General features: G+C 58.5%; 16 protein-coding genes. 10 read left to right on the top strand and 6 right to left on the bottom strand.

All coding sequences use genetic code 11. The features are described from left to right. The first annotated feature begins 213 nt into the window (after positions 1–213). On the top strand, positions 214–1,995 hold the full coding sequence (locus H0921_RS09225) for an ATP-binding protein (RefSeq protein ID WP_194537774.1): 1,782 nt from the start codon (positions 214–216) through the stop codon (positions 1,993–1,995). A gap of 302 nt (positions 1,996–2,297) precedes the next feature. Beyond that, on the top strand, positions 2,298–3,143 hold the full coding sequence (locus H0921_RS09230; protein ID WP_194537775.1) for a BON domain-containing protein: 846 nt from the start codon (positions 2,298–2,300) through the stop codon (positions 3,141–3,143). 136 nt (positions 3,144–3,279) lie between these two features. Here H0921_RS09230 and H0921_RS09235 read toward each other — a convergent pair whose 3' ends face one another. Further along, the gene (locus tag H0921_RS09235; protein WP_194537776.1) at positions 3,280–4,290 is read right to left on the bottom strand and encodes a peptidylprolyl isomerase; all 1,011 of its coding nucleotides are present in this window, start codon (positions 4,288–4,290) and stop codon (positions 3,280–3,282) included. A gap of 736 nt (positions 4,291–5,026) precedes the next feature. Here H0921_RS09235 and H0921_RS09240 point away from each other — a divergent pair. From H0921_RS09240 to H0921_RS09270, 7 genes are all read left to right on the top strand, one after another. Beyond that, entirely contained in the window at positions 5,027–6,256 is a 1,230-nt protein-coding gene (locus H0921_RS09240; protein ID WP_194537777.1) for a patatin-like phospholipase family protein, read from the top strand. Positions 6,257–6,421: 165 nt separating this feature from the next. Beyond that, a complete protein-coding gene (locus H0921_RS09245; protein ID WP_228499296.1) occupies positions 6,422–7,489 on the top strand; it encodes a hypothetical protein in 1,068 nt (355 codons plus the stop codon). A gap of 67 nt (positions 7,490–7,556) precedes the next feature. Beyond that, the gene (locus tag H0921_RS09250; protein ID WP_194537778.1) at positions 7,557–8,570 is read left to right on the top strand and encodes a bifunctional heptose 7-phosphate kinase/heptose 1-phosphate adenyltransferase; all 1,014 of its coding nucleotides are present in this window, start codon (positions 7,557–7,559) and stop codon (positions 8,568–8,570) included. Positions 8,571–8,574: 4 nt separating this feature from the next. Beyond that, positions 8,575–9,876, top strand: a complete 1,302-nt coding sequence (locus H0921_RS09255) for an MFS transporter (protein ID WP_194537779.1) — start codon at positions 8,575–8,577, stop codon at positions 9,874–9,876. Between the two features lie 363 nt (positions 9,877–10,239). Beyond that, a complete protein-coding gene (locus H0921_RS09260; RefSeq protein ID WP_194537780.1) occupies positions 10,240–11,499 on the top strand; it encodes an AAA family ATPase in 1,260 nt (419 codons plus the stop codon). 108 nt (positions 11,500–11,607) lie between these two features. Continuing rightward, positions 11,608–12,690 (top strand): ABC transporter ATP-binding protein, encoded by a 1,083-nt coding sequence (locus H0921_RS09265; protein ID WP_194537781.1) that lies wholly within the window; start codon positions 11,608–11,610, stop codon positions 12,688–12,690. Between the two features lie 15 nt (positions 12,691–12,705). Continuing rightward, a complete protein-coding gene (locus H0921_RS09270; RefSeq protein WP_228499298.1) occupies positions 12,706–13,641 on the top strand; it encodes an ABC transporter permease in 936 nt (311 codons plus the stop codon). Between the two features lie 140 nt (positions 13,642–13,781). Here H0921_RS09270 and H0921_RS09275 read toward each other — a convergent pair whose 3' ends face one another. The 5 genes from H0921_RS09275 to H0921_RS09295 all read right to left on the bottom strand — a co-directional run bounded on the left by H0921_RS09275 (position 13,782) and on the right by H0921_RS09295 (position 20,343). Further along, the gene (locus H0921_RS09275; RefSeq protein ID WP_194537782.1) at positions 13,782–15,656 is read right to left on the bottom strand and encodes a complex I subunit 4 family protein; all 1,875 of its coding nucleotides are present in this window, start codon (positions 15,654–15,656) and stop codon (positions 13,782–13,784) included. 72 nt (positions 15,657–15,728) lie between these two features. After that, positions 15,729–18,170 (bottom strand): NADH-quinone oxidoreductase subunit L, encoded by a 2,442-nt coding sequence (locus tag H0921_RS09280; RefSeq protein ID WP_194537783.1) that lies wholly within the window; start codon positions 18,168–18,170, stop codon positions 15,729–15,731. A gap of 150 nt (positions 18,171–18,320) precedes the next feature. Continuing rightward, complete coding sequence (gene nuoK / locus H0921_RS09285) at positions 18,321–18,614, bottom strand: NADH-quinone oxidoreductase subunit NuoK (protein WP_261345467.1); 294 nt, start codon at positions 18,612–18,614, stop codon at positions 18,321–18,323. A 279-nt stretch (positions 18,615–18,893) separates the two neighbouring features. Continuing rightward, positions 18,894–19,556 (bottom strand): NADH-quinone oxidoreductase subunit J family protein, encoded by a 663-nt coding sequence (locus H0921_RS09290; protein WP_194537785.1) that lies wholly within the window; start codon positions 19,554–19,556, stop codon positions 18,894–18,896. Positions 19,557–19,620: 64 nt separating this feature from the next. Beyond that, positions 19,621–20,343 (bottom strand): 3-keto-disaccharide hydrolase, encoded by a 723-nt coding sequence (locus H0921_RS09295; protein ID WP_194537786.1) that lies wholly within the window; start codon positions 20,341–20,343, stop codon positions 19,621–19,623. A gap of 484 nt (positions 20,344–20,827) precedes the next feature. Here H0921_RS09295 and H0921_RS09300 point away from each other — a divergent pair, with 484 nt between their 5' ends. Further along, entirely contained in the window at positions 20,828–21,799 is a 972-nt protein-coding gene (locus H0921_RS09300; RefSeq protein ID WP_194537787.1) for a hypothetical protein, read from the top strand. The last annotated feature ends 33 nt before the right edge of the window (positions 21,800–21,832 follow it).

Here is a 21,832-nt window from a genome sequence, read left to right on the forward strand (position 1 = left end):
CCTGCCGGTTGAACGATACCTTGATCGCGCAGGACCTTGATCACGCAGGCGGACTGATAGGTTTCACGCCCCATGATTGCTAAATTATCTCTGGACAGACCCGGATCAGAACGGATTTCCATCCGGGAATCCAAACCGGCCAGGTCCGAATCTCCTGCCACGCGCCGGTAAAGGTTCCCGACGGAATGGTCCAGGGCCGAAGGGGTAGCAGACGTGGCCCGATTGATCGTAACCCGTGGTGTAGATGAGGGGCGCCAGTTTGAACTCGTCGATCCCGTGGTAACGGTTGGACGGCACTCCTCCAACACCGTCATATTGCATGACATCCAGGTTTCACGCCGGCATCTGGAACTGCGGGCAAACGAGGGGGGAACCCATCACCTACGCGATTTGGGCAGCGGCAACGGCACCTGGGTGAACGGACGGTCTGTGCTGGAAGCGCTCTTGCGCAACGGGGACACCATCACTGTTGGGCAAACGGTGCTGCTGTACGTCAGCGGCGGTCCCGGCGGCGGGGGGGGCAGCGTGGAACGCACGGAACGCGTCCGCTGGGTGTCCGGTGCGCCAGTACCAGACTATCCGCCGGAGCTGATCCGCACCATCCCCGGCGAGTGGGGCAGCCGCATCTTCCGCGATCCTCAGACCGCCAGCGAGTGGGTCCGCCTGCGCTTAGCTGGTCTTTCCATGCTCTACGAGGCTGCAGAAGCTGTCAGCCATATCCTGGACCTGGACCAATTGCTCGACAAACTGCTGGAATTGGTCCTGCAAACGACCGAAGCGGATCATGGCTGCATCGTCCTGCTGGACAATGGAGGCCAGCTCGTTCCCCGCGCCGTGCGTTATCGGCCAGGAGTCCCTCAGGATCGGGAATGGACGGTCAGCCGTACCATTGTCGAACATGTTCTACGTGAAGGCAAAGGGCTGCTCATTAGCGATGTCGCAGCGGATGAACGCTTCCAGAGCGTCGATAGCCTGCACCGGCATCATGTCAGCGAAGTCATCTGCGTGCCGCTTCGGGGACGGCGCGAGACCGTCGGCGTCCTATTCGTTGATACCCAATCTTCCCTCAAGGAAGTCCTGGCGCGCGACAAAGAGGGGGGAAAGTTCCGCGAAGATCACCTGACCCTGGTCATCGCTGTAGCCCACCAGGCTGCCATTGCTGTGGAAGAAAGCCGCTATCACCAAGCCTTGTTGCAAGCTGAACGGCTCGCTGCTATTGGACAAACCATCGCCGCTTTGTCCCACCACATCAAAAACATCATGCAGGGCATACGCTTCGGAGCTGATTTGGTTCGTACCGCCCTGAGAGACAATGACCGCGAACTCCTCCTGAAAGGCTGGCGACTGGTCGAGCGCAATCAGGAACGAATTGACCAGCTCATTCTGGACATGCTCTCGTTTTCCAAAGAAAGGGAACCGATTCTGGAAGCTGTTAATCTCAACGCCCTTTGCGAGGACGTCCTGGAGGTGGTGCGCGGGCGTGCTCAGGAAGCACAAGTGGCACTCCATTGGCACGAGGGCAGCGGCGTGGAGCAAGTCCTGTGCGATCCGGAAGGGATTCATCGCGCCTTGCTCAACATCGTATGCAACGCGGTGGAAGCCGTTGAGGGACGGCCTAACGGCCAAGTAGTCGTACAAACCGGTGTTGAGGGTGAAGAAGGGGAATGGGCTGTCATTCGCGTTTCGGATAATGGTCCGGGTATCCCGCCGGAGGAGCAGGAGGCCATCTTCCAGCCGTTTGTCAGCAGCAAGGGGAGCCGGGGTACAGGACTGGGACTGCCGGTTTCCCGGAAAATTTTGCGGGAGCACGGCGGTGATGTTCTCCTGCAGAGTGTGGTGGGACAGGGCAGTTGTTTCATTTTGCGACTTCCCTTGCGTTGGGCCGCTCCGGAGCCGGCCTTGGCCCCGGAGAATCCACCGGCTCCTTTGGACCCGCCGAACGTCCCACCTACCGCCCCCTCCCCGGCCTTGTCCTCGGGTCAGACCCAGCCTTGAGCTGACAAGGAGTTGCATCTTAGGGCGACCCTCGTTGTTTCCTCTCAATTCACGCTCACGTTAGCGGAGCAATGCGGGACACCTCACCTCAAGCCGCCCCCTTCACCTTACAGACTGCACAGACCGCAAAATTTGGCCCCTTTCGCTTCTTTACCCACGCCATTCCTTGGGAACTGAGATGCCCTCAGGAAGAACCATTTTTTCTCAAGTTTCCTCCCCGGCGGGTGGTTTGTGACGGAAGATGATGACACAGGATGCGGCGCCCGAGACGGACCTCCGGCCTTCGGCACGAGTGTATGCACATGAACCGGCCATCCCTGCAGCAGCACAATTCCAACTCCGTTCATTGGGTACCTCTTCGCCGCCTCCAAGCGGGCGGATTGATGGTACTGTCTCTGGCCTTAATGTCCGGGGCTGAACCTGCTGCTAGCTCCTCTCCCCGTTTCAGCGATGTGGTGCTGGCCCGTTCTGCTCTGGCTGCACTGGATCAGGTCCCGGAACTCCGCGGTATCAATCTTGTGGTAAGTGTAGTAGACGGGATAGCGGTGATAGGCGGGCCGGTCCCGTCGCCGGTCCATGCTCAGCGAGCGGAGCAAGCCGTTCGCGCCGTGCCAGGCATCCGTGATGTCCGCAACACGTGCTTCGTCTCTCAAGGTCCTGATCCTCTACTGCGTGCCGTGACAGACAAAAGCTGGACGGAGCAACAGCCACGTTCCTGGGAGGTGCCCGGCGTGTGGGAGCGGCAGCCGCCGGTTTCGCCTTTCCCGCTGCATAGCGTGGCTCGCGGACCGGACACAAAAAAGACGGTGATAGCCCGTCGCCCAGCCGAAGCCCTACCGGGTGGCCAGGAAGTGCTCGGCGCACCCGTGCCGCCTCAGTCCCCTTCCGCCCTTCCAGCACGGGATGTGCCGTTGGTGGCGCCCGGCACCCTCACGGCCACAGGCCGAGATGACCCGCTGACAATAGCTCGACAACTCCTGCACTCGGAGCCACGGTTCGCTCAGTTGCACATCGAGTTTCGAGAGCAGACCCTCTGGATCAGCGGAAGCGTCCGCCGGCCCGACGATGCCTGGGAACTCGCGGCCCGATTACGGCAAATCCCTGGCGTGCATCGTGTCGTCGTGGGAAAGCTCCAGCTCACTCGATGACAATGTGCCATCACCTGGAGAGAACATCGGCAAGGGGTGGTCCAGCTTCAAGAGGTGGACGCCATTCTTACCAGCCGGTGATCAATGAGTCTTAACACCCTCCACGGGGAAAGGCAAGGCGATAGTGGGAGGTGAGTCAAGGTGGGGATGCGACTACTTGCACGCCGCCAGTCCGCCACAATTCTGCAATCAACCGGGAATATTCGCTCTCGCGATTGTGCCGCAGTAGTTTCTCCCGAATCTCATCCTGTAGTTTACCGTCGAAGGGGCGAATACCGGCGTATTTTCGCTCGACGACTTTCAAGAGGTGGCAGCCGGATGAGGTGGTGATCACTTCGCTAATCTCGCCGGGCCGCAAGGACCAGACCACGTTTTCCAGATCGGCGGGCTGGATTTGGCCGCGACGATGCCCGATCCCCCAACCGCCATTGCCAGCGGCTAGCCCCTGGTCGTGCTGCTGCACAAGCGTGGCAAAATCCACACCTTGGAGAGCCAGTTGCCGCACCTGCTCGGCATGCTGGCGGGCCGCTGCTTCACTGGGATAGCGGGCAAAACTGAAAAAGATGTGCTGCCACTGGACCTGATCTTCGGTCCGGAATTCGTCGGGATGGGCTTCATAATAAGCTCGAATCTCAGCAAAGCCGGGAGTGCGCACGCGGTCTTTGAGCAAGGTCCGAGCATATTCGTCCGCCATAATCTGTCGGATCAATTGCCGCCGGACAATTTGTAAGGTCAATCCCTGCGCCCGCAAGATGTTCAGAAACTCCTCGTCGCTTTCCGTGCCGTAGGCTTTGCGGATCTGATGGAGGGCACGATCCGCGGTTTTCTCTGCATAGTCCCGGATTTCCTCCATGGCCGAGAGTTTGCCAGCTTTTTTCAACCGGGCCTGCATATCGGCTAAGAGCAATTCCCGTTCGATGATCCGCCGCAATTCGGCTGCATATAATTCCTGTTGCTTCGCCGCACGTAAAGGTCCGGGTAAGTGGCGATACTCGGCCAGCCGTTGATACACAGCCTCCCGTACCTCTTGGTCAGTCACGACTGTATGGGAACCGATCAGGGCGACGATTTTGATGCGCGGTGTCGCCCGTTGCAACAATTCATGGAGGCGAACTGCGGTCTGAGGCCAGCTTAGGCTTGCCGGCATCACCTCCTCCGCGCCTTGCTCTGCCTTCAGGGTCGAGGTCGCGAGGGAGTGGGGAGAAAGATTCGAGGGTCCTTTACCGGCTGCCGCCTTCGGCCCCTCATTCCCGCACTCCAAGGGTGGGGGCAGCACAGCAGGCGACAGGGGGCGTGCTAATTCTGAACTATCAGTCGAGGACGACGGTGCCTGACCCCGAATTGTGGGCAGAGGAACCTTATGACACCACTTGCAACCGCTCAGCCATCCTACGGTTGCAATCGTCAGCCAGACTCCCCACCGCCGCACTGGTTCGACTCTCATGACAGCACCCACTTAGATTCCTCATCCGCCCGCCCGAACACCGCCTTATAACTCCCGCCGGTTTCCACGCAAGCACAAATTGATTTCCATCTCCCCACCCTGCCGCCACCTTCGACTTTCGTTCACTCCGCATGGTGCCCGTCCGTCTGGAGCTAGACTGCACGTTGCAAAATGGGATCAACCGAAACTTGCCTTGACGACTTCTGCTCGTGGTCACGAGATCAACGCACTGGACAAGTAGGTTGAGACGATAGCGGACAATCCCTATCACCGCGCCAGGTTTCACTCCGCCCACCCTGGTTTGGGAAGCTCTCTAACTTGGGGACATCGACTCTTTCCCCTAGACCGCTTGATCGGAAAACCCCTTGACGTGAGAAAAGGGCATGATTATGGGGGTCGGACATTCTACAGGGGGAAGAATCCAGCAGGTGAGGCGTCGATGGCAGCTAAGCCAAGGCACCAGCCCAAAGGGGTGATGTCGTATGGGACCGCCGCCCAACTCGTGGTTATCGGGGTGGGCGCAGCCCTGGTGGGTTGCTGGCGAACCGAAATTCATCCTCCCCCGCTCGCCATTATTGAGCAACCATGGCTCAATGTGGGTCCCACTTCACCAAGCCGGGACGGTGACGTGGAGACGGTCGTTGGATTGTCGCAGGTGCTCGCCGGCGAAGCCCCGAAGCGCGCTGCTGGCCGGCCCTTGAATATCCTGGTCCTTTCGGGGGGCGGCAAATACGGAGCCTTCACTGCGGGTGTTCTGGTAGGCTGGACTGCATCCGGTCAGCGACCGGTCTTTGATGTGGCCACCGGCATCAGTAGCGGAGCGATCGTAGCCACTCTCGCTTTTCTCGGCCCAAAATATGATGATAAACTTCGCAACGGCTTTACCACCTTGCGCCGCTCGGACTTGTTCGTCTGGCGCCCCATTCGCGGTCTGATCCGCGGTACCGGCTTGATGTCCGCCGCCCCGCTGGAAGAGCTGTTGGCCCGCGAAATCACCCCCGAATTGATGAGCGAACTGCAACAGGCATACCACGACGGGCGCCGGCTCTACATTGGCACGGGCAACATCCTGACCAACCGCTTCACGGTGTGGGACCTAACAGCCATAGCGTCCAGCGGCCGACCAGACGCGCCCGTGCTCGTGCGAAAAATCCTACTGGCTTCCAGCGCAGTACCTGGCGTGGTCGCGCCTGTTGAATTCGATGTGGAAGTCAACGGAGTGCGCTACCGGGAGCTACACGCCGATGCGGGAAACATGGCCCAGGCATTTGTACGCACGACCGGCCCGATCCCGGCAGGTTCCACCATCTGGGTCCTCTCTGCTGGCAAGGTGTACCGCGATCCCCTCAAGGACCGACCCCGTGTGTTCGGCCTACTCGGCGGAGGCGTTTCCAATGCCCTTTATGCCCTGTTCCGTTCCGACCTGATCAAGCTCTACGCCCTCTGTGCTGTCACAGGGTCGCAATTCCGCCTCATTGCATTGCCCCAGGATTTTCCTGCCGAAACTAGCAGCTTTGCCTTCGACCCCGAAGAGTTGCAGCGGATGTTCTGGCTAGGGTATCAGATGGCCGCCTCGGGACAGGATTGGCGCAGTGTGCCGCCGGATACCCTTCCCGGCGAAGCCTCTCCTCCGCGGACTGGCTTTCAATTTGTCACCCCGCGTCCCTGATTCCCCTTGGGTCCATCTGCAGGGATGTGCTTCTGTCCGCCTGTTGCGATGTCATTGGCAAGCTGTTGGGATAGTCCTACATCATCAGCAGTGCGCGCACGATACCCGCCATCGGAAGCTCACGCTCAGGCAGCCACCCTGGAGATGGATCAGGGGTTCATCGCCATGCCGTACCCGCAATTCGATCGCCGGCAGTTGCGATTGCAGCCGCTGTCCCAACGGCAGCATGATCTGACCCTCGATGTCATCCAACCTCTTAGTACCGTTCCCTCTTTCCATCATCCTGCTTTACCAATTCTGGCAGAACGACTGCTTCAGGCCCGGCAACGAGGAGCAGCCCGCATCTTGCTCATGGGCGCCCACGTGCTGCGAGCAGGAACCCAACGGTTTTTGATTGATTTAATGCGGCGCGGTCTGATCTCCCTGATCGCCATGAACGGCGCCGGTCCCATCCACGACTGGGAATTTGCTCTCATTGGCGCCACCACGGAAAGCGTCGCCCGTTATGTTTCCAGCGGAGAATTCGGCTTGTGGGAAGAGACGGGCCGCATCAATGACGCCGTGGTTCAAGGCGTGCGGGCCGGCATGGGTTTGGGAGAAGGGATCGGGCGGGCCATCGCCGAAGGGTGTTTCCCTTACAAGGACATTTCCGTCCTCGCCCAGGCTTACCTGTTGCGCATTCCCGTTACGGTGCACATCGGCATCGGCTACGACATCATTCATGAGCATCCCAACGCCGATGGCGCCGTGCTAGGCCGGGCCAGCTACACGGATTTCCTCATCTTCGCCGAGCATATCCGCCAGTTGGAAGGCGGCGTGGTGCTCAATTTTGGCTCGGCTGTCATGGGACCGGAGGTGTATCTCAAGGCTCTAGCTATGGCGCGCAATGTCGCCCATCAGCACGGCCAACGAATCGCCCGCTTCACCACGGCGGTCTTTGATTTGGTTCCTCTGGATGACGACTATCGCCGCCAAGCTCCGAAATCCGATCCCCGCTATTACTTCCGCCCTTGGAAGACAATTCTGGTCCGTACCGTAGCGGATGGGGGGGAGAGCTTTTACATAGCCGGGGATCACAAGGACACGCTTCCTGCTCTCTGGCACGCTGTGCAGCGCTTGGACCCTCAGCCCGCACCTGATCCATCCGTTGCGCCCTCACCGCGCACCGCCGAAGGCTCTACCGCCTCGACCTCGATCACGGATACCCCAACTCCTCCCGCCGCCCAATCCTAGTACAATGGGCAGCACCTATTCTCTCAGACACCCTCGATCTGGAACGCGAGACATTCCGGGTTCTGCTATGCTCAACGACTCGGTGATCGATCGCATACTGGCTCACTTACCCCGCTGTACCATCGGAGTACTGGGCGACCTGTTTCTGGATCGGTACCTGGACATCGACTCCCATTTGAACGAACCCTCACTGGAAACAGGTCTGACGGCCTACCAGGTAGTGCGCATCCGCAGCTACGCCGGAGCCGCGGGAACGGTGATCAACAATCTGGCGGCATTGGGAACGGGGCGTATCCTGCCCATCAGCTTCATCGGAGATGATGGAGAAGGTTATGAGCTACGCCAAGCCCTAGCCCGTTGGGCGAATGTCGATGGCCGCCATATCCTCATTACGGCAGAGCGCCGCACCCCCACTTACACCAAACCGATGCTCGACGGACGGGAATTGAATCGGCTCGACATCAAAAACCGCACTCCAACACCTCCCCTCCTCGAAGAGAAACTTTGTGAAAAACTCCAGGAGTGCTGGCACGAGGCAGACGCTTGGCTGGTGCTGGATCAAGTCAGCGAGGCAGATTGCGGCGTGGTGACGGGACGGGTGCGTGAATTGCTGGCCCAGTTGGCATCCCAGGACCCCACCAAGTTCGTCTTGGCCGACAGCCGGGAACGGATCGGTCTGTTCCGCCACGTCAGTCTCAAGCCCAATGAGCGGGAATGCCGCCGGGCTTGTGGTGCGGGACAGGAAACCCCGATCGAACACTGCGTCGAGCAGTTGGTCCGGAGTGGTGGGCGAACCGTCTTTTGCACTCAAGGGGAAGCAGGCATTTTGTTAGGAGAAGAGCAGGAGGGCCGTGTCCGCCTCCAGCGGGTTGCAGCTTACCCCGTCACTGGCCCGATCGATCCTGTCGGTGCAGGAGATAGCTGCTCGGCTGGGATTGTCAGCGCTGTCCTGGCGGGAGGCAACCGGGCAGCAGCGGCGGCTTTCGGGAACCTGATTGCGTCTATCACCATCCAGCAGATCGGAGTCACCGGTACGGCGACACCCCAGCAGGTCCGGCAGCGGTGGCAGATCGTAAAGTAGCTCCATGGCCCCCTCTCCCTCTACCTCCGAGTGCCCGACCCCTCCGCCCTCTGACTCTAGCGGCTGGTTCAATCGCACGGTTTGGGGAGCGGGCCTGACCAGTTTTCTCTCCGATGTCAGCTACGAAATGGCCTCGGCGATCCTGCCGGCATTCTTGCGGCTGCTGCACATTCCCCCCGAAAGCGTGGGCCTGCTTCTCGGCTGGATCGAAGGGATCGCCGATCTCAGCTCCAATGCCGTCAAGCTGATCATGGGTTGGTATTCTGACCGAATCGGCCACCGCAAGCCCTACGTGGTCGCCGGCTATACCTTGACCGGGGTCGCCTTCGTTCTGTGCGCTGTAGCAGTCAGTTGGCCCTTGGTACTGGCGGCCAAGGTGATAGGTTGGATTGGCAAAGGATTGCGCGGTCCCTTGCGCAACGCCATTTTGGCGGATGCCGTACCGCCGCAGCACGTCGGCAAAGCGTTCGGCTTCCATCGTGCCGGGGACACCTTGGGAGCCATCATCGGGCCACTATTGGGAGCCGCTCTTCTTGCCTATCTCCCGCCGGAGTGGTTCGATCAACCCGATGAACCCTACCGTTTGATTTTCCTGCTCACATTGATCCCCGGTCTGGCAGCAGCCATCGCGTTTGCCGTTCTGGTCCGTGAACAACGTTTTACTCCCCGACCGGCTTTGCGTTTCACTGCTTCCCTCCGTTCCCTACCGAAGGATTTCCGGCGTTACCTGCTGCCGGTGTTCGTGTTTGGCATTGGGGATTTCTCCCACGCCCTACTGATCCTGACCGCAGGCTTGCTGCTCACCCCGCTTTATGGCATGCCCTCGGCAGCGGTCTGGGCCGGCGTGCTTTATGCCATTCGCAACACCGCCGGGGCTTTGACTGCTTATCCGGCGGGGTGGCTAGGCGATCGCTTCGGACGCCGACGCGTCCTTGTCGCCGCTTATCTCCTAGCCGCTGCCGTCATGTTCGGATTTACGCTCCTGACCCTCAATGGCTGGACCCATCCTGTCATTCTGATTCTCCTCTTCACCCTGGCTGGTGTTTACATTGCGATGGAAGAAGCACTAGAACCTGCGATCACCGCCGATCTGGTCCGCGACCGATCTCTCCGTGGCACAGCGATGGGCGTGCTCGCTACCGTCAACGGATTGGGAGACTTCATTGCCAGCGCCGCTGTTGGAAGCTTGTTCCTACTAGGTCAACCCTATGCTTATGCGACCGCTGCTATCCTCATGTTCCTCGGCGCCGTGCTGCTCATTCCCCGTACCGGCCACGTGGAACCCCCTCCCCCTTCTTCAGATTGATGTGGCAATTTCTCGACATACCAAATCGGACCATAACACCTCCCCGCCCCATCATAACTAGTTTCTCTGACAAAGCCGCCTCCCAAAGGATACCCACACGCTTTTGGCATCCCCGCTACCTGGCAATTCTCCTGGCTTGCCGGCTTTGCCTGAAGGTCCTCCATGTGGACAAGTGATAGTCATGCGAATCAGATATGAAGGAAACTATCAATACTCGCTTTCTGCGGACGAATTCCATGATAACCCAAGCCTTTATTGAGCCAAGCGAACACGAGAGAATAAATACCCACCAGCGTACCCAAGACGTGATTCCTGAAGGCATGCCTCGGGGCAACCGGTAGCGAGTTTTGGAGGGTACAAATCATGGTGTGGTTCATCCAGCGTGATGATATCATCGAGTTTCAGGACAATCCGGAAGGATTCTGGGCGCCACAGGTCATGTCGCAGCACCCTCTGCGGCTCGAAGCGATGCGGGGCCGGCCGATCTCCATCCGCGGGAAAGGAGCGGTGTGGATGTATGCCCACGCAGGTGCGATGGCCCAAGCAGCAGGTGCGGCGTCGATCCACCTGAAGGAACTGATCCGCGGGAACTCGTCCGATATCCGCCAGTGCTTGTGCAAACTCGAAGAGTCACGCCAACATCCAGGCTGCTATCTCTGGCAGATGCAACTCAATTCGGTGCAGGACCTGAAACCCGAAGCCATCGAGAGCCTACTAGAACCTACCCTTAAGGAAATCCGAGAGAAACGTCCACGGGAACTCTGCCTGACCGGCAAAGCCCCCGTCACAGTTTATGCCCGCGTGGCCTGGGAGGCTGTAGCCGCGGGATGCCAGCACCTTTACTGCCTAACGCCGATCCACGATTGTATTCTGGTTTACAGCACTTCGGACTCGCAATTAGGGGAACGCCTTCCCCTCCCATGGCTAGAGCAATTCGTACCCCAGCCGCAAAAATCCATGATCCTCGGCGTCATCGGGGACCCCAACTCCGGGAAGTCTGTATTTGCCCGTGCTCTTTATGCTTGTCTCCTGAGCCGAGTCATCTCTCAGCAGCGGCGCTTGTGGATTTTGGATTGCGACGGCCAATCACCCACCCCTGCGTGGTATCTCAGCCTGCTCCAGGAGGGACATGTCGAACTCGCCCGGCAATATCGCGACATTCTCAAGGAGCGCCGCCGGTGGACCCCCACCATGGAGGATCACTTTGTCCGCATTCTCCAAGGTCTGCGCCGCTTCTTTGAGTTGGTGATCACGGACCAACCGGGAGGAGACCTCGGAGCGGATCCACCCCAACGGATTCCTCCAGGACGGGAGCGATTCTTCCAGCAGCTCGATGAATTGATCCTCGTAGCTCGCGAAGGGGAAGTCACCTGGAAACTATGGCATGATGAGTTGGCCCGGCACGGCCTGGCCCACCGCTTGCGGGTCATCCTGTATGGCTCCCATCCTGAGGCACCCCCCACGCTGCAACTTACCCGCCAAGGCGATCTGTGGATCGGCACAGTGCAAGGTCTGGAACGCACGCGCACCAAACAGGAACTGGTCCAAGCGTTTCAGCCCGTCCTGGAGCCGCTCTGGGAAGATTGGCGACAGCGATTGCGCTCCTGCGTAGCGGAAGTTTGACTTCGTCCGATCCTGCTGCCAGAAAGCCAACCTTCGAGAGACCCCAGTTCCTCAGACCGTCTTCGCCCACCCTCCCAAGACATCCAGCGGCACTCCTAAGATAACAACATGAGTGCTACCTGGGCGATTGCTACAGAAGAGCTAACGCGTACCTTCACCAAAGTGCGCCGCCGTAATTGGCGGAAACGCCAGGCGGCTGCGGCCAATTCCTCACTTTCCAGTCCCGTCAAGGATGAGGGAACCTTTATCGCATTGCATCGAATCAATCTACAAGTGCGGCACGGGGAATTATTCGGCCTCCTCGGCCCAAACGGTGCGGGAAAGACCACACTGATCAAAATCCTGGCCACTCTGCTCTCCCCAACCTCCGGCCAAGCCTGGGTCAATGGCTGGGATGTGGTCCGCCAGGCCGAAGCGATCCGTCCGCACATCAACATGGTCTCTGGTGGCGAAAGCTCCGGTTACGGTATTCTCACCGTGCGCGAGAATCTCTGGCTCTTCGCCCGCCTCTACGGCGTCCCCAGCCGCCTGGCTTATGAGCGGATCGACCGCATGCTCCAAATCGTCGGCCTGGAAGATAAGGCCCAGACACGCATCAGCCACCTGTCCACCGGACAACGTCAAAAGATGAACTTCTGCCGCGGTTTCATCACTGATCCGAAAATCCTCTTCCTCGATGAACCCACCTTGGGGCTGGATGTGCAAAGTGCCCGCGCGATTCGCACTTTCATCCGGCAGTGGCTGCAAGAGCAACCGGGGCGCACCATCTTACTGACGACCCATTACATGGCAGAAGCCGAGGAACTGTGCGACCGGATCGCCATCATCGATCATGGCCAGTTGCTCGCTTGCGATACGCCCACGGCCCTGAAACGGCAGGTCCAGCAGTATCCGCGTTATCTCATTCATCTGGCCCCTAGCACAGACGGTTGGTCCCGTCTCAGCCAGATTCCGGGCGTCCATAGTTTGCAAATTCGTACCACAACTGCGACCACAGACCTGAAGCTCTCCCTGCTGGAAGATGCTGTCATCGGCTCCGTAGTCCAGACCGTCGTTCAACATGGCGGCCGCATCCTCAGCCTCCAAAAGCTAGAGCCAACCTTGGAGGATGTCTTCTTGGAATTGGTGGGCCGGCAATTGAACGATCAGGAGGAGGAACTGCTAACCGCTCCAGTCCAAACTAGCGATTGAGAACAGGATCGAGCGATGGCAGTTACCCATTCGCAACTGGACGGAACCTGTAGGGATGTGGAAGCCCAACGACGAGGCGGCGTTACCGTCCCCAGCGATTTTTCAGGAACAGATGCTACCGGCATTCGGGTACTTGCGATGAATGGGAAACCCATCCGATTGTTTGTGATGGCGACCTTGGCCCGCACCTATCCGCGGGTAGCCTGGTTGTTCCGCAGCCGTATTTGGTTGATCCAGGAGACGGTTCTGCCCGTCCTGGCCGCCGCAGGTTTCGTTTACGCTTATCGGGCGATGCAGGCGCCCCCCGCGTATGCTGGTGTCGTCGTGCTCGGAGCCGCTCTGACCACCTTCTGGCTCAACGTACTTTGGGGTATGGGCGCACAACTGTATTGGGAACGGGATGCGGGAAATCTGGAGTTGTTCGTACTTTCTCCCGCTCCACTGACCGCAATCCTGACTGGTATGGCTCTCGGCGGAATGATCACGACTCTGGTACGGGCCACGGCGATCACTCTAACCGGCGTCTTGCTCTTTGACATCCCGATTCGTCCCAGCAGTTGGTGGCTTCTGATCAGCTTTTTCCTCCTGACCCTGGCCGCCCTTTACGGGCTGGGTATGCTCTTCGCCTCGCTCTTCCTGCGGTGGGGTCGGGAGGCCTGGCATCTGGTCAGCCTCTTCCAGGAGCCGATCTACCTGCTCAGCGGAACCAACTTCCCCCTCACCATTTTCCCTAAGGCTGTCATCGTTGTAGCCAGCATCGTCCCGTTGACCCTGGGCATGGACGCGTTGCGCCAAGTATTGTTCCACATGCCGGGAGTGCTGCCTTTGTGGGGAGAAGCCGCCGCTTTGATCATCCTGGCTATTGGCTTTTTCGGAGCGGCCCGGCTAAGCCTAAGGCACTTGGAACGGCGAAGCCGCGAAGAGGGGACCCTTACCCTCCGCTGGCAGTAAATCGGCGCGGACCCACACCGGTCGGTTCTTGTTTTTCCTCCGTTCTTGTTCTTCCACTCCTCTTCATCCCGATGAAGCAAAGAGAGAGAAGGAAGGCGGGCCAATAGCTTGCGGTGCCAGTGTACCCTGAAGAATCCATTTCAACGGAGCGAAGCGAGATTCGCCACCCACCCGGTGATGGCCGGATCCACCCACTGGAGCACGAGGGTGTAAGGAAGGATCCCCAACAAAATGGCCAAAACCACGTAGGGAAAAAGCGTTATAGCCTCACGGGGAGAGAGATCAGGGTAGGAGCGTGTCGCATCATTGACACCGGTAAAGACTCGCAGCCAGGTCCAGAGAAGATAACCCGCGGTGAGGATCACGCTCAGTATAGCCGGAATCGCTAATACTGGAGAGAAATGCCACGCCGAGAGTAGTACGAAAAACTCTCCCACGAAACCGCACAAGCCCGGTAGCCCCATACTGGCGAAAAAAAGCACAGCGCTGAAGCCGCAGTAAAGAGGCATTGGTTCCCACAATCCACCAAAACGCCGCAGGTCCCGATGATGGGCACGGTCATAGACCACTCCAACTACGAAAAACAAGGCGGCCGCGGTGATGCCGTGGGAGAGCATTTGAAACACCGCACCATTGACTCCCCATTGCCAGTACTGGGCGGAATTCCCCGACGACCACGCCGCCACACCTAAGACGACAAACCCCATGTGGCTGACGGATGAATACGCCAGCAGTTTTTTGAAATCCGTCTGACCCATGGCGACAAGAGCGCCGTAGAGGATGCCCACTACGCCGATCAACCCCAGGACCACACTCAGTTGCGCCGCTGCCCAAGGGCATAGAGGTATAACCAGGCGCACCAAGCCGTAGCCCCCCAGTTTCAGGAGCACACCGGCCAGGATCATGCTGATGGGTGTCGGCGCTTCCACGTGGGCATCCGGCAGCCAGGAATGCAGGGGCACAATGGGTATCTTGACGGCAAAGCCCAAAAAAAGCAGGGCGAAGACCAGATACTGGAATGGGCGGGTACACACCGGCTGAGCCTTAAGACGGGCAATCGCCGCGGACACATCGACTCCCGGCGCGAACACTTTGACCGGTCCCGTGTTTCCTCCGCCCCAAACGGCCTGTTCCGCGATAGAGTCGCGAGCCGCCAACCTTTCTTCCTCGCCGTTGAGGATCAGCATGACGGCTCGCCCGACCTTCGTCAGCGTGACGATGTCAAAAGTGTGAATCCGCACATGTTTGTCCGCATCTTGCTCGTTCCAATTCCGTTCCTTGGCCAGCTCCCGCACGCGTTGCTGGACTACGGCTTGATCCACGAAATCCCGCACATCCACACTATGGCAGGCGAAAAGGGCCGCCAGGATCGCCACACTGCCGCCGAGAGTATAAACCACAAACTTAAAAGCTGCATAGCGCCGACGGATGCCGCCCCATAAGCCGATCAAAACGAACATCGGGATCAGCATCAATTCGTAGAACACATAAAACAGGAAAAAGTCCAGGGCTAAGAAGGCTCCGATCACCCCGGTTTCCAAAAGCAACACGAGCATGAGGTAGCCCCGCACTCCCTGCTCGATGTTCCAACTCGCCGCCAAGGCTGTCAAAGTAACCAAAGCGGTTAGAACCACTAGCGAAAGGCCAATCCCATCCACTCCCAAAGCGTAGTCGATACTAAAAGCCGCAATCCAGGGTCGGCGCGCGATCCAATCATCGGAAAGCAAGGCTTTGGGAACCGGCTGGGCAGCATCGGAAGCCGCCTGATCGGCGCGAGCATCCAGGCGCGATAAGGCGCTGTAAAGCGGGCGGCCATGCACATCCAGGCGCGAATCCAGCAGCAGATAATACCCCACCACCACACACAAGCTGACGGACAACGTGGCCGCGGCACCAAACAACGCCACCCACCGCATCGCTTCGAGCCATCGCGATGGCAGAAGTGCCAAGAGCAAAGCGGTCCCCGCGGGCAGGAAAATCAACACGGTCAACCAGACCAGATCGGCTTCCAGCATGGTCATCCTCGTCCTGCATAGGGGCACGTGATCAGAACATCATCACGTGGCCCTCATGGATGCTACCTTCCTTCAGCGGTTCCAACCCGCGAGCATTCCCAGAATGAGCACCGACGTCAAGGCCAGCATCCCGATGTACCAGCGTAAGCGGCCGGATTGCCATCGGCGGAGAACTTCACCCCCGGCCGCAGCCAGGTCGCCCACGGCGTTGAGCCAGCCATCTAGAGTTCCCCAGTCGAAGCGGCGGGGCGGTGGCTCTTCCAGCGCCGCAGGAGCAGGGACTGAAACCTCCACTTCCGTCGGGCGTTTGTCCGCTTGGGCAATCACCTGAGCGGCTTGGACCACGGGACGCAACACCGCCGCATCGTAAATCTCGTCGAAATACCATTTGTTCTCCAGAAACCGACCGACCTGACTGTGCACTTGAAACTGTTCCGCGGTCACCGTTGTCCGTCCGAACCACAGATAGGCCAGCCCCGCTCCGCCCAGGGTACAGGCCAGAGCCAAACCCGCCGTCAGCAGGTGATAATGGTGACCCCGTTCTGTCACCTCAACATATTCCTGAACCATCGCCGGTTGAGCCTGTTCCAGCACCCGGCCCAGCCAACTGGCCTCCACTTCCCACACCGGCCAGCCCCAAGCCCCACCTGCACTCAGTACGGCTAGGACAACGAGCGGACCGGTCATCACCCCAGGCGACTCCTGCACCTGCTCATACACCTGCTCGTCTCGAGGCGTGCCCGCAAAGGTCAATAGCCACAAGCGGAACATGTAGTAGGCCGTCAGCACCGTGGTTAGCCACGGCAACAGCCACAGCAACACATGCTGCGGTTGATACAAGCCCCACCCCACCGCCTGGCTCAGAATGCGTTCCTTGCTGTACCATCCACTCAACAATGGTACCCCTGAGATGGCCAGCACCCCCACCAGCATGGTCAAAGCGGTGATAGGCATCTTCCGGCGGAGGCCTCCCATTTGCCGCATATCCTGAACGTGGTGACAGGCGTGGATCACGCTTCCCGCTCCCAGAAATAACAACGCCTTGAAGAAGGCATGGGTCAGCAGATGGAGCAATCCCGCGATCCACCCTCCCAATCCCAACGCCAGAAACATCAGCCCCAGTTGGCTACACGTGGAGTACGCAAGGACTCGCTTGATGTCGGTTTGCACCAAGGCGATGCTGGCCGCCAAAAAAGCGGTGATAGCGCCAATGTAGGCCGTGATCAACAGAACCTCGCTAGCAAAGAGGGGATAGCAACGACCGACCAGATAGACGCCGGCCGCCACCATCGTCGCCGCGTGGATCAAGGCGGAAACGGGCGTAGGGCCTTCCATTGCATCCGGCAACCACGTGTGCAGCGGCCATTGGGCGCTCTTGCCGATACAGCCCAAAAGAATCCCCACACCCATAACCACCCACAACCAGTAGGGCATCACCGCGTAGTCCTGCAAGCTCATCGGTTCTGAAACGCGCACGCGTGCTGGTACGTCAGATCCCCGACCTGACAGCGGATGCAGCAGCACATGGGTCCCCCCCTGGCGGTCCGCGCCCACCTCATAGCTTCTTCTGCGAACTTCACCCGCTGCCCCTATCGGCAAAGCATCGGTCCCTTCAGCCTCCGCGACCACGCGGGCGTATCGCACTCTCCCATCGGAATCAGTCCCCCCTCTCAGGCGTTGGAATATCTCCTCCAGGTTGAGCGTTCCCAATTGGGTCCAGGCGATAGCGATACCGATGAGGAAACCCGCATCCCCCACCCGGTTGATAATGAATGCCTTGTTAGCCGCGTAACTGGCACTCGGCCGCTCTTGATAGAACCCGATGAGCCAAAACGAGCAGACGCCGACCAACTCCCAGCTCACGAAGATTTGGAACAGATTATCCGCAATCAGCAGATGGAGCATGGCGAAGCAAAACAGGGATAAGAACAGATAGAAACGCCCAAAGCGCCCCCGCCGCTCGACAGGTTGATCCCGGTGATATTGGTGCTGGGCTTCGTGATCTTCCACTACCGTTTGGGTTTCTTCCGCCATGTATCCCAGAGCGAAGATGAAAATCGCCAAGGCCACCACCGCGACCATGGCGAAGAGTACCGCCGTCAAAGCATCGATCCGGTATCCCACTTGCAGAACCAGGGCAGGAAGGGTGGCATGATCCACGCCCGTTCCGGCGGTCAGATTGTCCGACAAGGGACCGATCCGGACCCAATCGATCCGTTCTGCCCAACGGACGGGTTCGGCGGAGTCCGTCGCTGACAGAAACTGCACCAGACCCACCAAACTCAGGAAGGCGGTTACTGCCATAGCGGCGACTGACAGAAAGGCCCCCGCCCGGAGAGGAACGTCTCCTCCGAGCATCCAGTACACAGTTTCCGTCCAGCTTCCCGGCGTGCGGAGAGGGCGAATCCAGGCCCGGAGCATCCCGGCTGTCGCCAGCACAAGCACCACCGCCAGCGGTAACAGCGTCGCTACAACATACAATCGTCCGGGTGTCGCTTCCCAACCTGGTATCATGGCTTGTCCACTTTCCTCTGCTATCGCAGCACGAGGCTACTCTCACGTGTTCTGCAGGCTTCCGTTCGGCAAGCTCCTCGCACCTGCGTGGTCCGGGGAGCACGACACGGCCAGTGGCCTCATTCGCACAGCGTGTTCTTCCAGGCGTAACTAGTTGCGCAACTGCTGGGCGGCATCAACATCTACTGTGGCATAAGTGTTGTAGTAGTGCAAAATGATCGCTAATGCCACCGCGGCCTCTGCTGCCGCCAGCACGATCACGAGTAGAGCGAATATTTGACCTTCCAGGCGAAAGGCGGGATTGTAATGAGCCACTGCGATTAGGTTGATATTCGAAGCGTTTAGCACCAATTCAACACCCATCAAAACTCCCAAGGCATTGCGCTTCAACGCCAAACACGCCACACCGCACACGAAAACCCACGCACCCAGTAGCAGTACCATGTGCAAACCAGCATCTCCCATTCTGCCTCCTCCGTGGGTTATGTTATGTCCTTTAGGCCACCTCCACTTGATTCCATCCTCCTTCTGATCAGCTTCGTCGGAGCCGGGCAGCCACCTTCTCCCAAACGATGGCTAATCATCATGGATCAACGTCTTCGGCGGTAAGGTGACTTCCAGCACGGGATCGCAAAAATCAGCACGACAAGAGACTCCACAAGCCGAGACTCCAGGCTCTGATCTCCCGCTGCTACCCACCGTCCGATGGCCCAATGAACCCTCTCACGTCTGCTCAGGAGCAGCACCATGATTCGTGGATGCCCCAGATTCTGCTTCGTTTGACCGGTCCAACTCTGTCGATGCCTGCCTGTGCACCAATTTTTTTCGTGCACGGGCCAGATAGGCGGCACCGATCAAGACCACCAACAGATGGACTGAAACAATCTCGAACGGCAGCAGATACGCTACGGGGGTACGCCCTAACTTTTCGCTATTCTCCGGCAGCCCGGAAAGAGTAGCGCTTGGGGTCGTCTCTTGAACACCGAGCAATCCTAGACCAAGCGGGGCTGTCCCCGGCAGAGGGCCTATGCTGGCTTGAGGCGACGGCAAGCGCCAAAGAGTACAAGCCACCAGAATCAACAACAGGCCCGCTAAAATCCCGCCCACCGCCCATTCCGCCGGTGCTGTCCGCAGTTCCCGGAGCGGACCCTGAGCCGTCAGCATCACTCCGAACACGAGCAATACCAGGGTTCCGCCCACATACACGATCATTTGAGCTGCCCCCAGAAACTCCGCGCCCAATAGGAAGTACAAGAGGGCCACGCCGACCAGGGTAAAAAGCAGCCACACAGCCATACGGACGATGTGGCGGCTCAGAACCACTCCCAGGGCCGAGACAGCCACCACCGCTGCGATCACCACAAACAACACCCCGGAAAGCGTCATCGGCGTCCATCCCCCCTTCCGCGTCGTTCCAGTTGCGGTCTCAATTGCTCGGACTCGTTTCTGTTCATTTGCCAGCGATTGGTTTGTATTCCACGACTTTGAAGGTCATCACGCTGCCAGGGTCATGCCCCTGCAAGGCAAAATGCCCTTTCTTGTATGTGAAGTTCGGGTCTTTCCAATCCACCGTTTTCTTGCCGTTGACAAAGACCTGGATGTGGTTGCCGATCGCGATGACTTCCTGGGTGAAATACTCATCCGGTTTGTGAGGAGCTTTATCCAGTACCAGCACCTCTTTGATCTTGGGAAAGTACAAACTGCCGGTGCGAATGCGATCCGTGTGAGTCGCGTTGATCTGGGCCTCATACCCTTTGGGAAAACCGGGACCGAATTGGGTCCGGAAATACTGACCGCTGTTCCCTTTATCATTGATCTTGGCCACGACGCGGTAGTGGAAGTCCTCCGCTTCGACCTCCGAGAAGATATGGCTGGCTGGCCCGCCCCCGATGAGCAAACCGTCTCGGACCTGCCACAGGGTGACCTCCTGGCCATTCTTCAAGATGCCCACAAAAGCGGTCACCTTGCCCGCCTCGTTTTTGACCTCCCGCACCCCCCGGAATTGGGAACTCGGTGGGTTGGGGATTTTCCAGCCGCTTAGGTCTTTGCCGTTGAATAACGGAATCCAATTCTCTTGGAGGGGTTGTCCCGCCAATTCCGCCATCGGCCAAGCGGCGATTCCCCCCATGAGAGCAACCAGAAAAGCGTGAGCTGGAATACGCCAGAGTTTCATGAGTGTCACTCCTTCGTCATATGTTGTTAACGGTGCTCACCCCTGCCTAACTCGCTCGCGGGAAGCGATACTGAGAAAAATTTGGATATTTTCAGGACCAATCCGCATCGTACGTGGGCGGTGCCGTGATCGTACCCGGAGAGGAAAGCTCCGGCCAGAGGCAATTATCCAGGACTACTTTCACTCGGACATCCCCGCTAGCTGCTTGGAGGAAAAAATCGCCCCATTTATCCCATTTTGCTGTTGCCCTTCGACGGCATAAACCATAGGCTTTGTATCGGGGCGGAAGATTGGAGAAAATGGGAGAAATCGCCAAGACAGAGCTATTACATACCTTCTTCGGGGAGGGGCGAATGAGCGCCCAGAATTGAGGAAATACCGGATGACGGTAATGGTCCCTTTGGAAGGGTGACTGGGTTTTGGGGGGAACTGTACAGGGAATGTCAGGGACCCCCGTACACCATCTGATGAGGAGTCTGGTCCAATGAAGCGACGTTTGTGGAGTTGGGGTTTGTTGTCGGCTGTTACGCTAGCCTTGAGTTTCCCGGCAGCGGCGTCGGCTTTTGGAGGCCGCACCGCCTCCTGCGCGACTCCTTGCCCCGTCAGCTACGTTGAGCAGAAGGTGACGGCGTACAAATGCGAGACCGAAACCAAGGAGGTCAAAGTCATTGTTCACGAATGGCGTGATGTCCGTGAAGAGTACAAGTACACCGTCTGTGAACCTGCGATCACGAAACAAAAAGTCAAAGTCCTAGAACCACGCACCAAGGAGGAGACATACAAGTACACGGTGATGGAACGGCAATATGTCAAAGAAAAAGTCAAAGTCTGTGAAATGAAGCCTGTGACTAAAGAGATTGAAGTTGTGACTTACGACTGCGTACCAGTCAAGACGAAGCAGAAGCGACTGGTCTGCGAAACGGTCTGCGTGCCTACGACAGTGGAAGTCGTAGTCAAACCCCGTGGCTGCTGCCTCTTGGCCTGTTGCCGCAAGGCGGATCCCTGCAATGCGCCCTGCCCCCAAACCGTGCAATGCACCGTCATGAAAAAGCAGCGGGTGACTAAGGAAGTAGAAGTAGAAGTCACTACCTTGCAACGGGTCGCCAAGACAGAAAAACGAAAAGTCACCGTGTGTGAACCCCAATGGGTTGAAAAGGAAGTCACCGTCTGCAAGTGTGTTCCTGTCCAGAAAGAAGGCAAGCGCAAGGTTTGCTATTATGAAACCGTGGAAAAGGAAATGGATGTATGCACACACAAGCTGGTAGAAAAGACCGGCGTACGTGTGGTGAAAAAATGTGTACCCGTGGAGAAGGTCGTCAAGCAGACGTTCGTCAAATGGGTACCCTACGAAACGACTGTGAAAGTGCCGGTGTACTCCTGTCCGGCACCGGCTCCACGCTGCAAGGGCTTACGGGGATGCTGTGGTAGTCGAGCTCGCGTCGCTTGCTGCAACTAAAAGCGCCTGCCGGGGTCCATAGTCTAATCCCGA

This window comes from Thermogemmata fonticola (genome assembly GCF_013694095.1).
GTDB classification, from domain to species: Bacteria; Planctomycetota; Planctomycetia; order Gemmatales; family Gemmataceae; genus Thermogemmata; species Thermogemmata fonticola.

Bases quoted from the DNA above. Each gene is read 5' to 3' on its own strand.
- H0921_RS09230 (WP_194537775.1), top strand. From the start codon at position 2,298: ATGAACCGGCCATCCCTGCAGCAGCACAATTCCAACTCCGTTCATTGG.
- H0921_RS09235 (WP_194537776.1), bottom strand. From the start codon at position 4,290: ATGCCGGCAAGCCTAAGCTGGCCTCAGACCGCAGTTCGCCTCCATGAA.
- H0921_RS09240 (WP_194537777.1), top strand. From the start codon at position 5,027: ATGGCAGCTAAGCCAAGGCACCAGCCCAAAGGGGTGATGTCGTATGGG.
- H0921_RS09245 (WP_228499296.1), top strand. From the start codon at position 6,422: ATGCCGTACCCGCAATTCGATCGCCGGCAGTTGCGATTGCAGCCGCTG.
- H0921_RS09250 (WP_194537778.1), top strand. From the start codon at position 7,557: ATGCTCAACGACTCGGTGATCGATCGCATACTGGCTCACTTACCCCGC.
- H0921_RS09255 (WP_194537779.1), top strand. From the start codon at position 8,575: ATGGCCCCCTCTCCCTCTACCTCCGAGTGCCCGACCCCTCCGCCCTCT.
- H0921_RS09260 (WP_194537780.1), top strand. From the start codon at position 10,240: ATGGTGTGGTTCATCCAGCGTGATGATATCATCGAGTTTCAGGACAAT.
- H0921_RS09265 (WP_194537781.1), top strand. From the start codon at position 11,608: ATGAGTGCTACCTGGGCGATTGCTACAGAAGAGCTAACGCGTACCTTC.
- H0921_RS09270 (WP_228499298.1), top strand. From the start codon at position 12,706: ATGGCAGTTACCCATTCGCAACTGGACGGAACCTGTAGGGATGTGGAA.
- H0921_RS09275 (WP_194537782.1), bottom strand. From the start codon at position 15,656: ATGCTGGAAGCCGATCTGGTCTGGTTGACCGTGTTGATTTTCCTGCCC.
- H0921_RS09280 (WP_194537783.1), bottom strand. From the start codon at position 18,170: ATGATACCAGGTTGGGAAGCGACACCCGGACGATTGTATGTTGTAGCG.
- nuoK (WP_261345467.1), bottom strand. From the start codon at position 18,614: ATGGTACTGCTACTGGGTGCGTGGGTTTTCGTGTGCGGTGTGGCGTGT.
- H0921_RS09290 (WP_194537785.1), bottom strand. From the start codon at position 19,556: ATGACGCTTTCCGGGGTGTTGTTTGTGGTGATCGCAGCGGTGGTGGCT.
- H0921_RS09295 (WP_194537786.1), bottom strand. From the start codon at position 20,343: ATGAAACTCTGGCGTATTCCAGCTCACGCTTTTCTGGTTGCTCTCATG.
- H0921_RS09300 (WP_194537787.1), top strand. From the start codon at position 20,828: ATGAAGCGACGTTTGTGGAGTTGGGGTTTGTTGTCGGCTGTTACGCTA.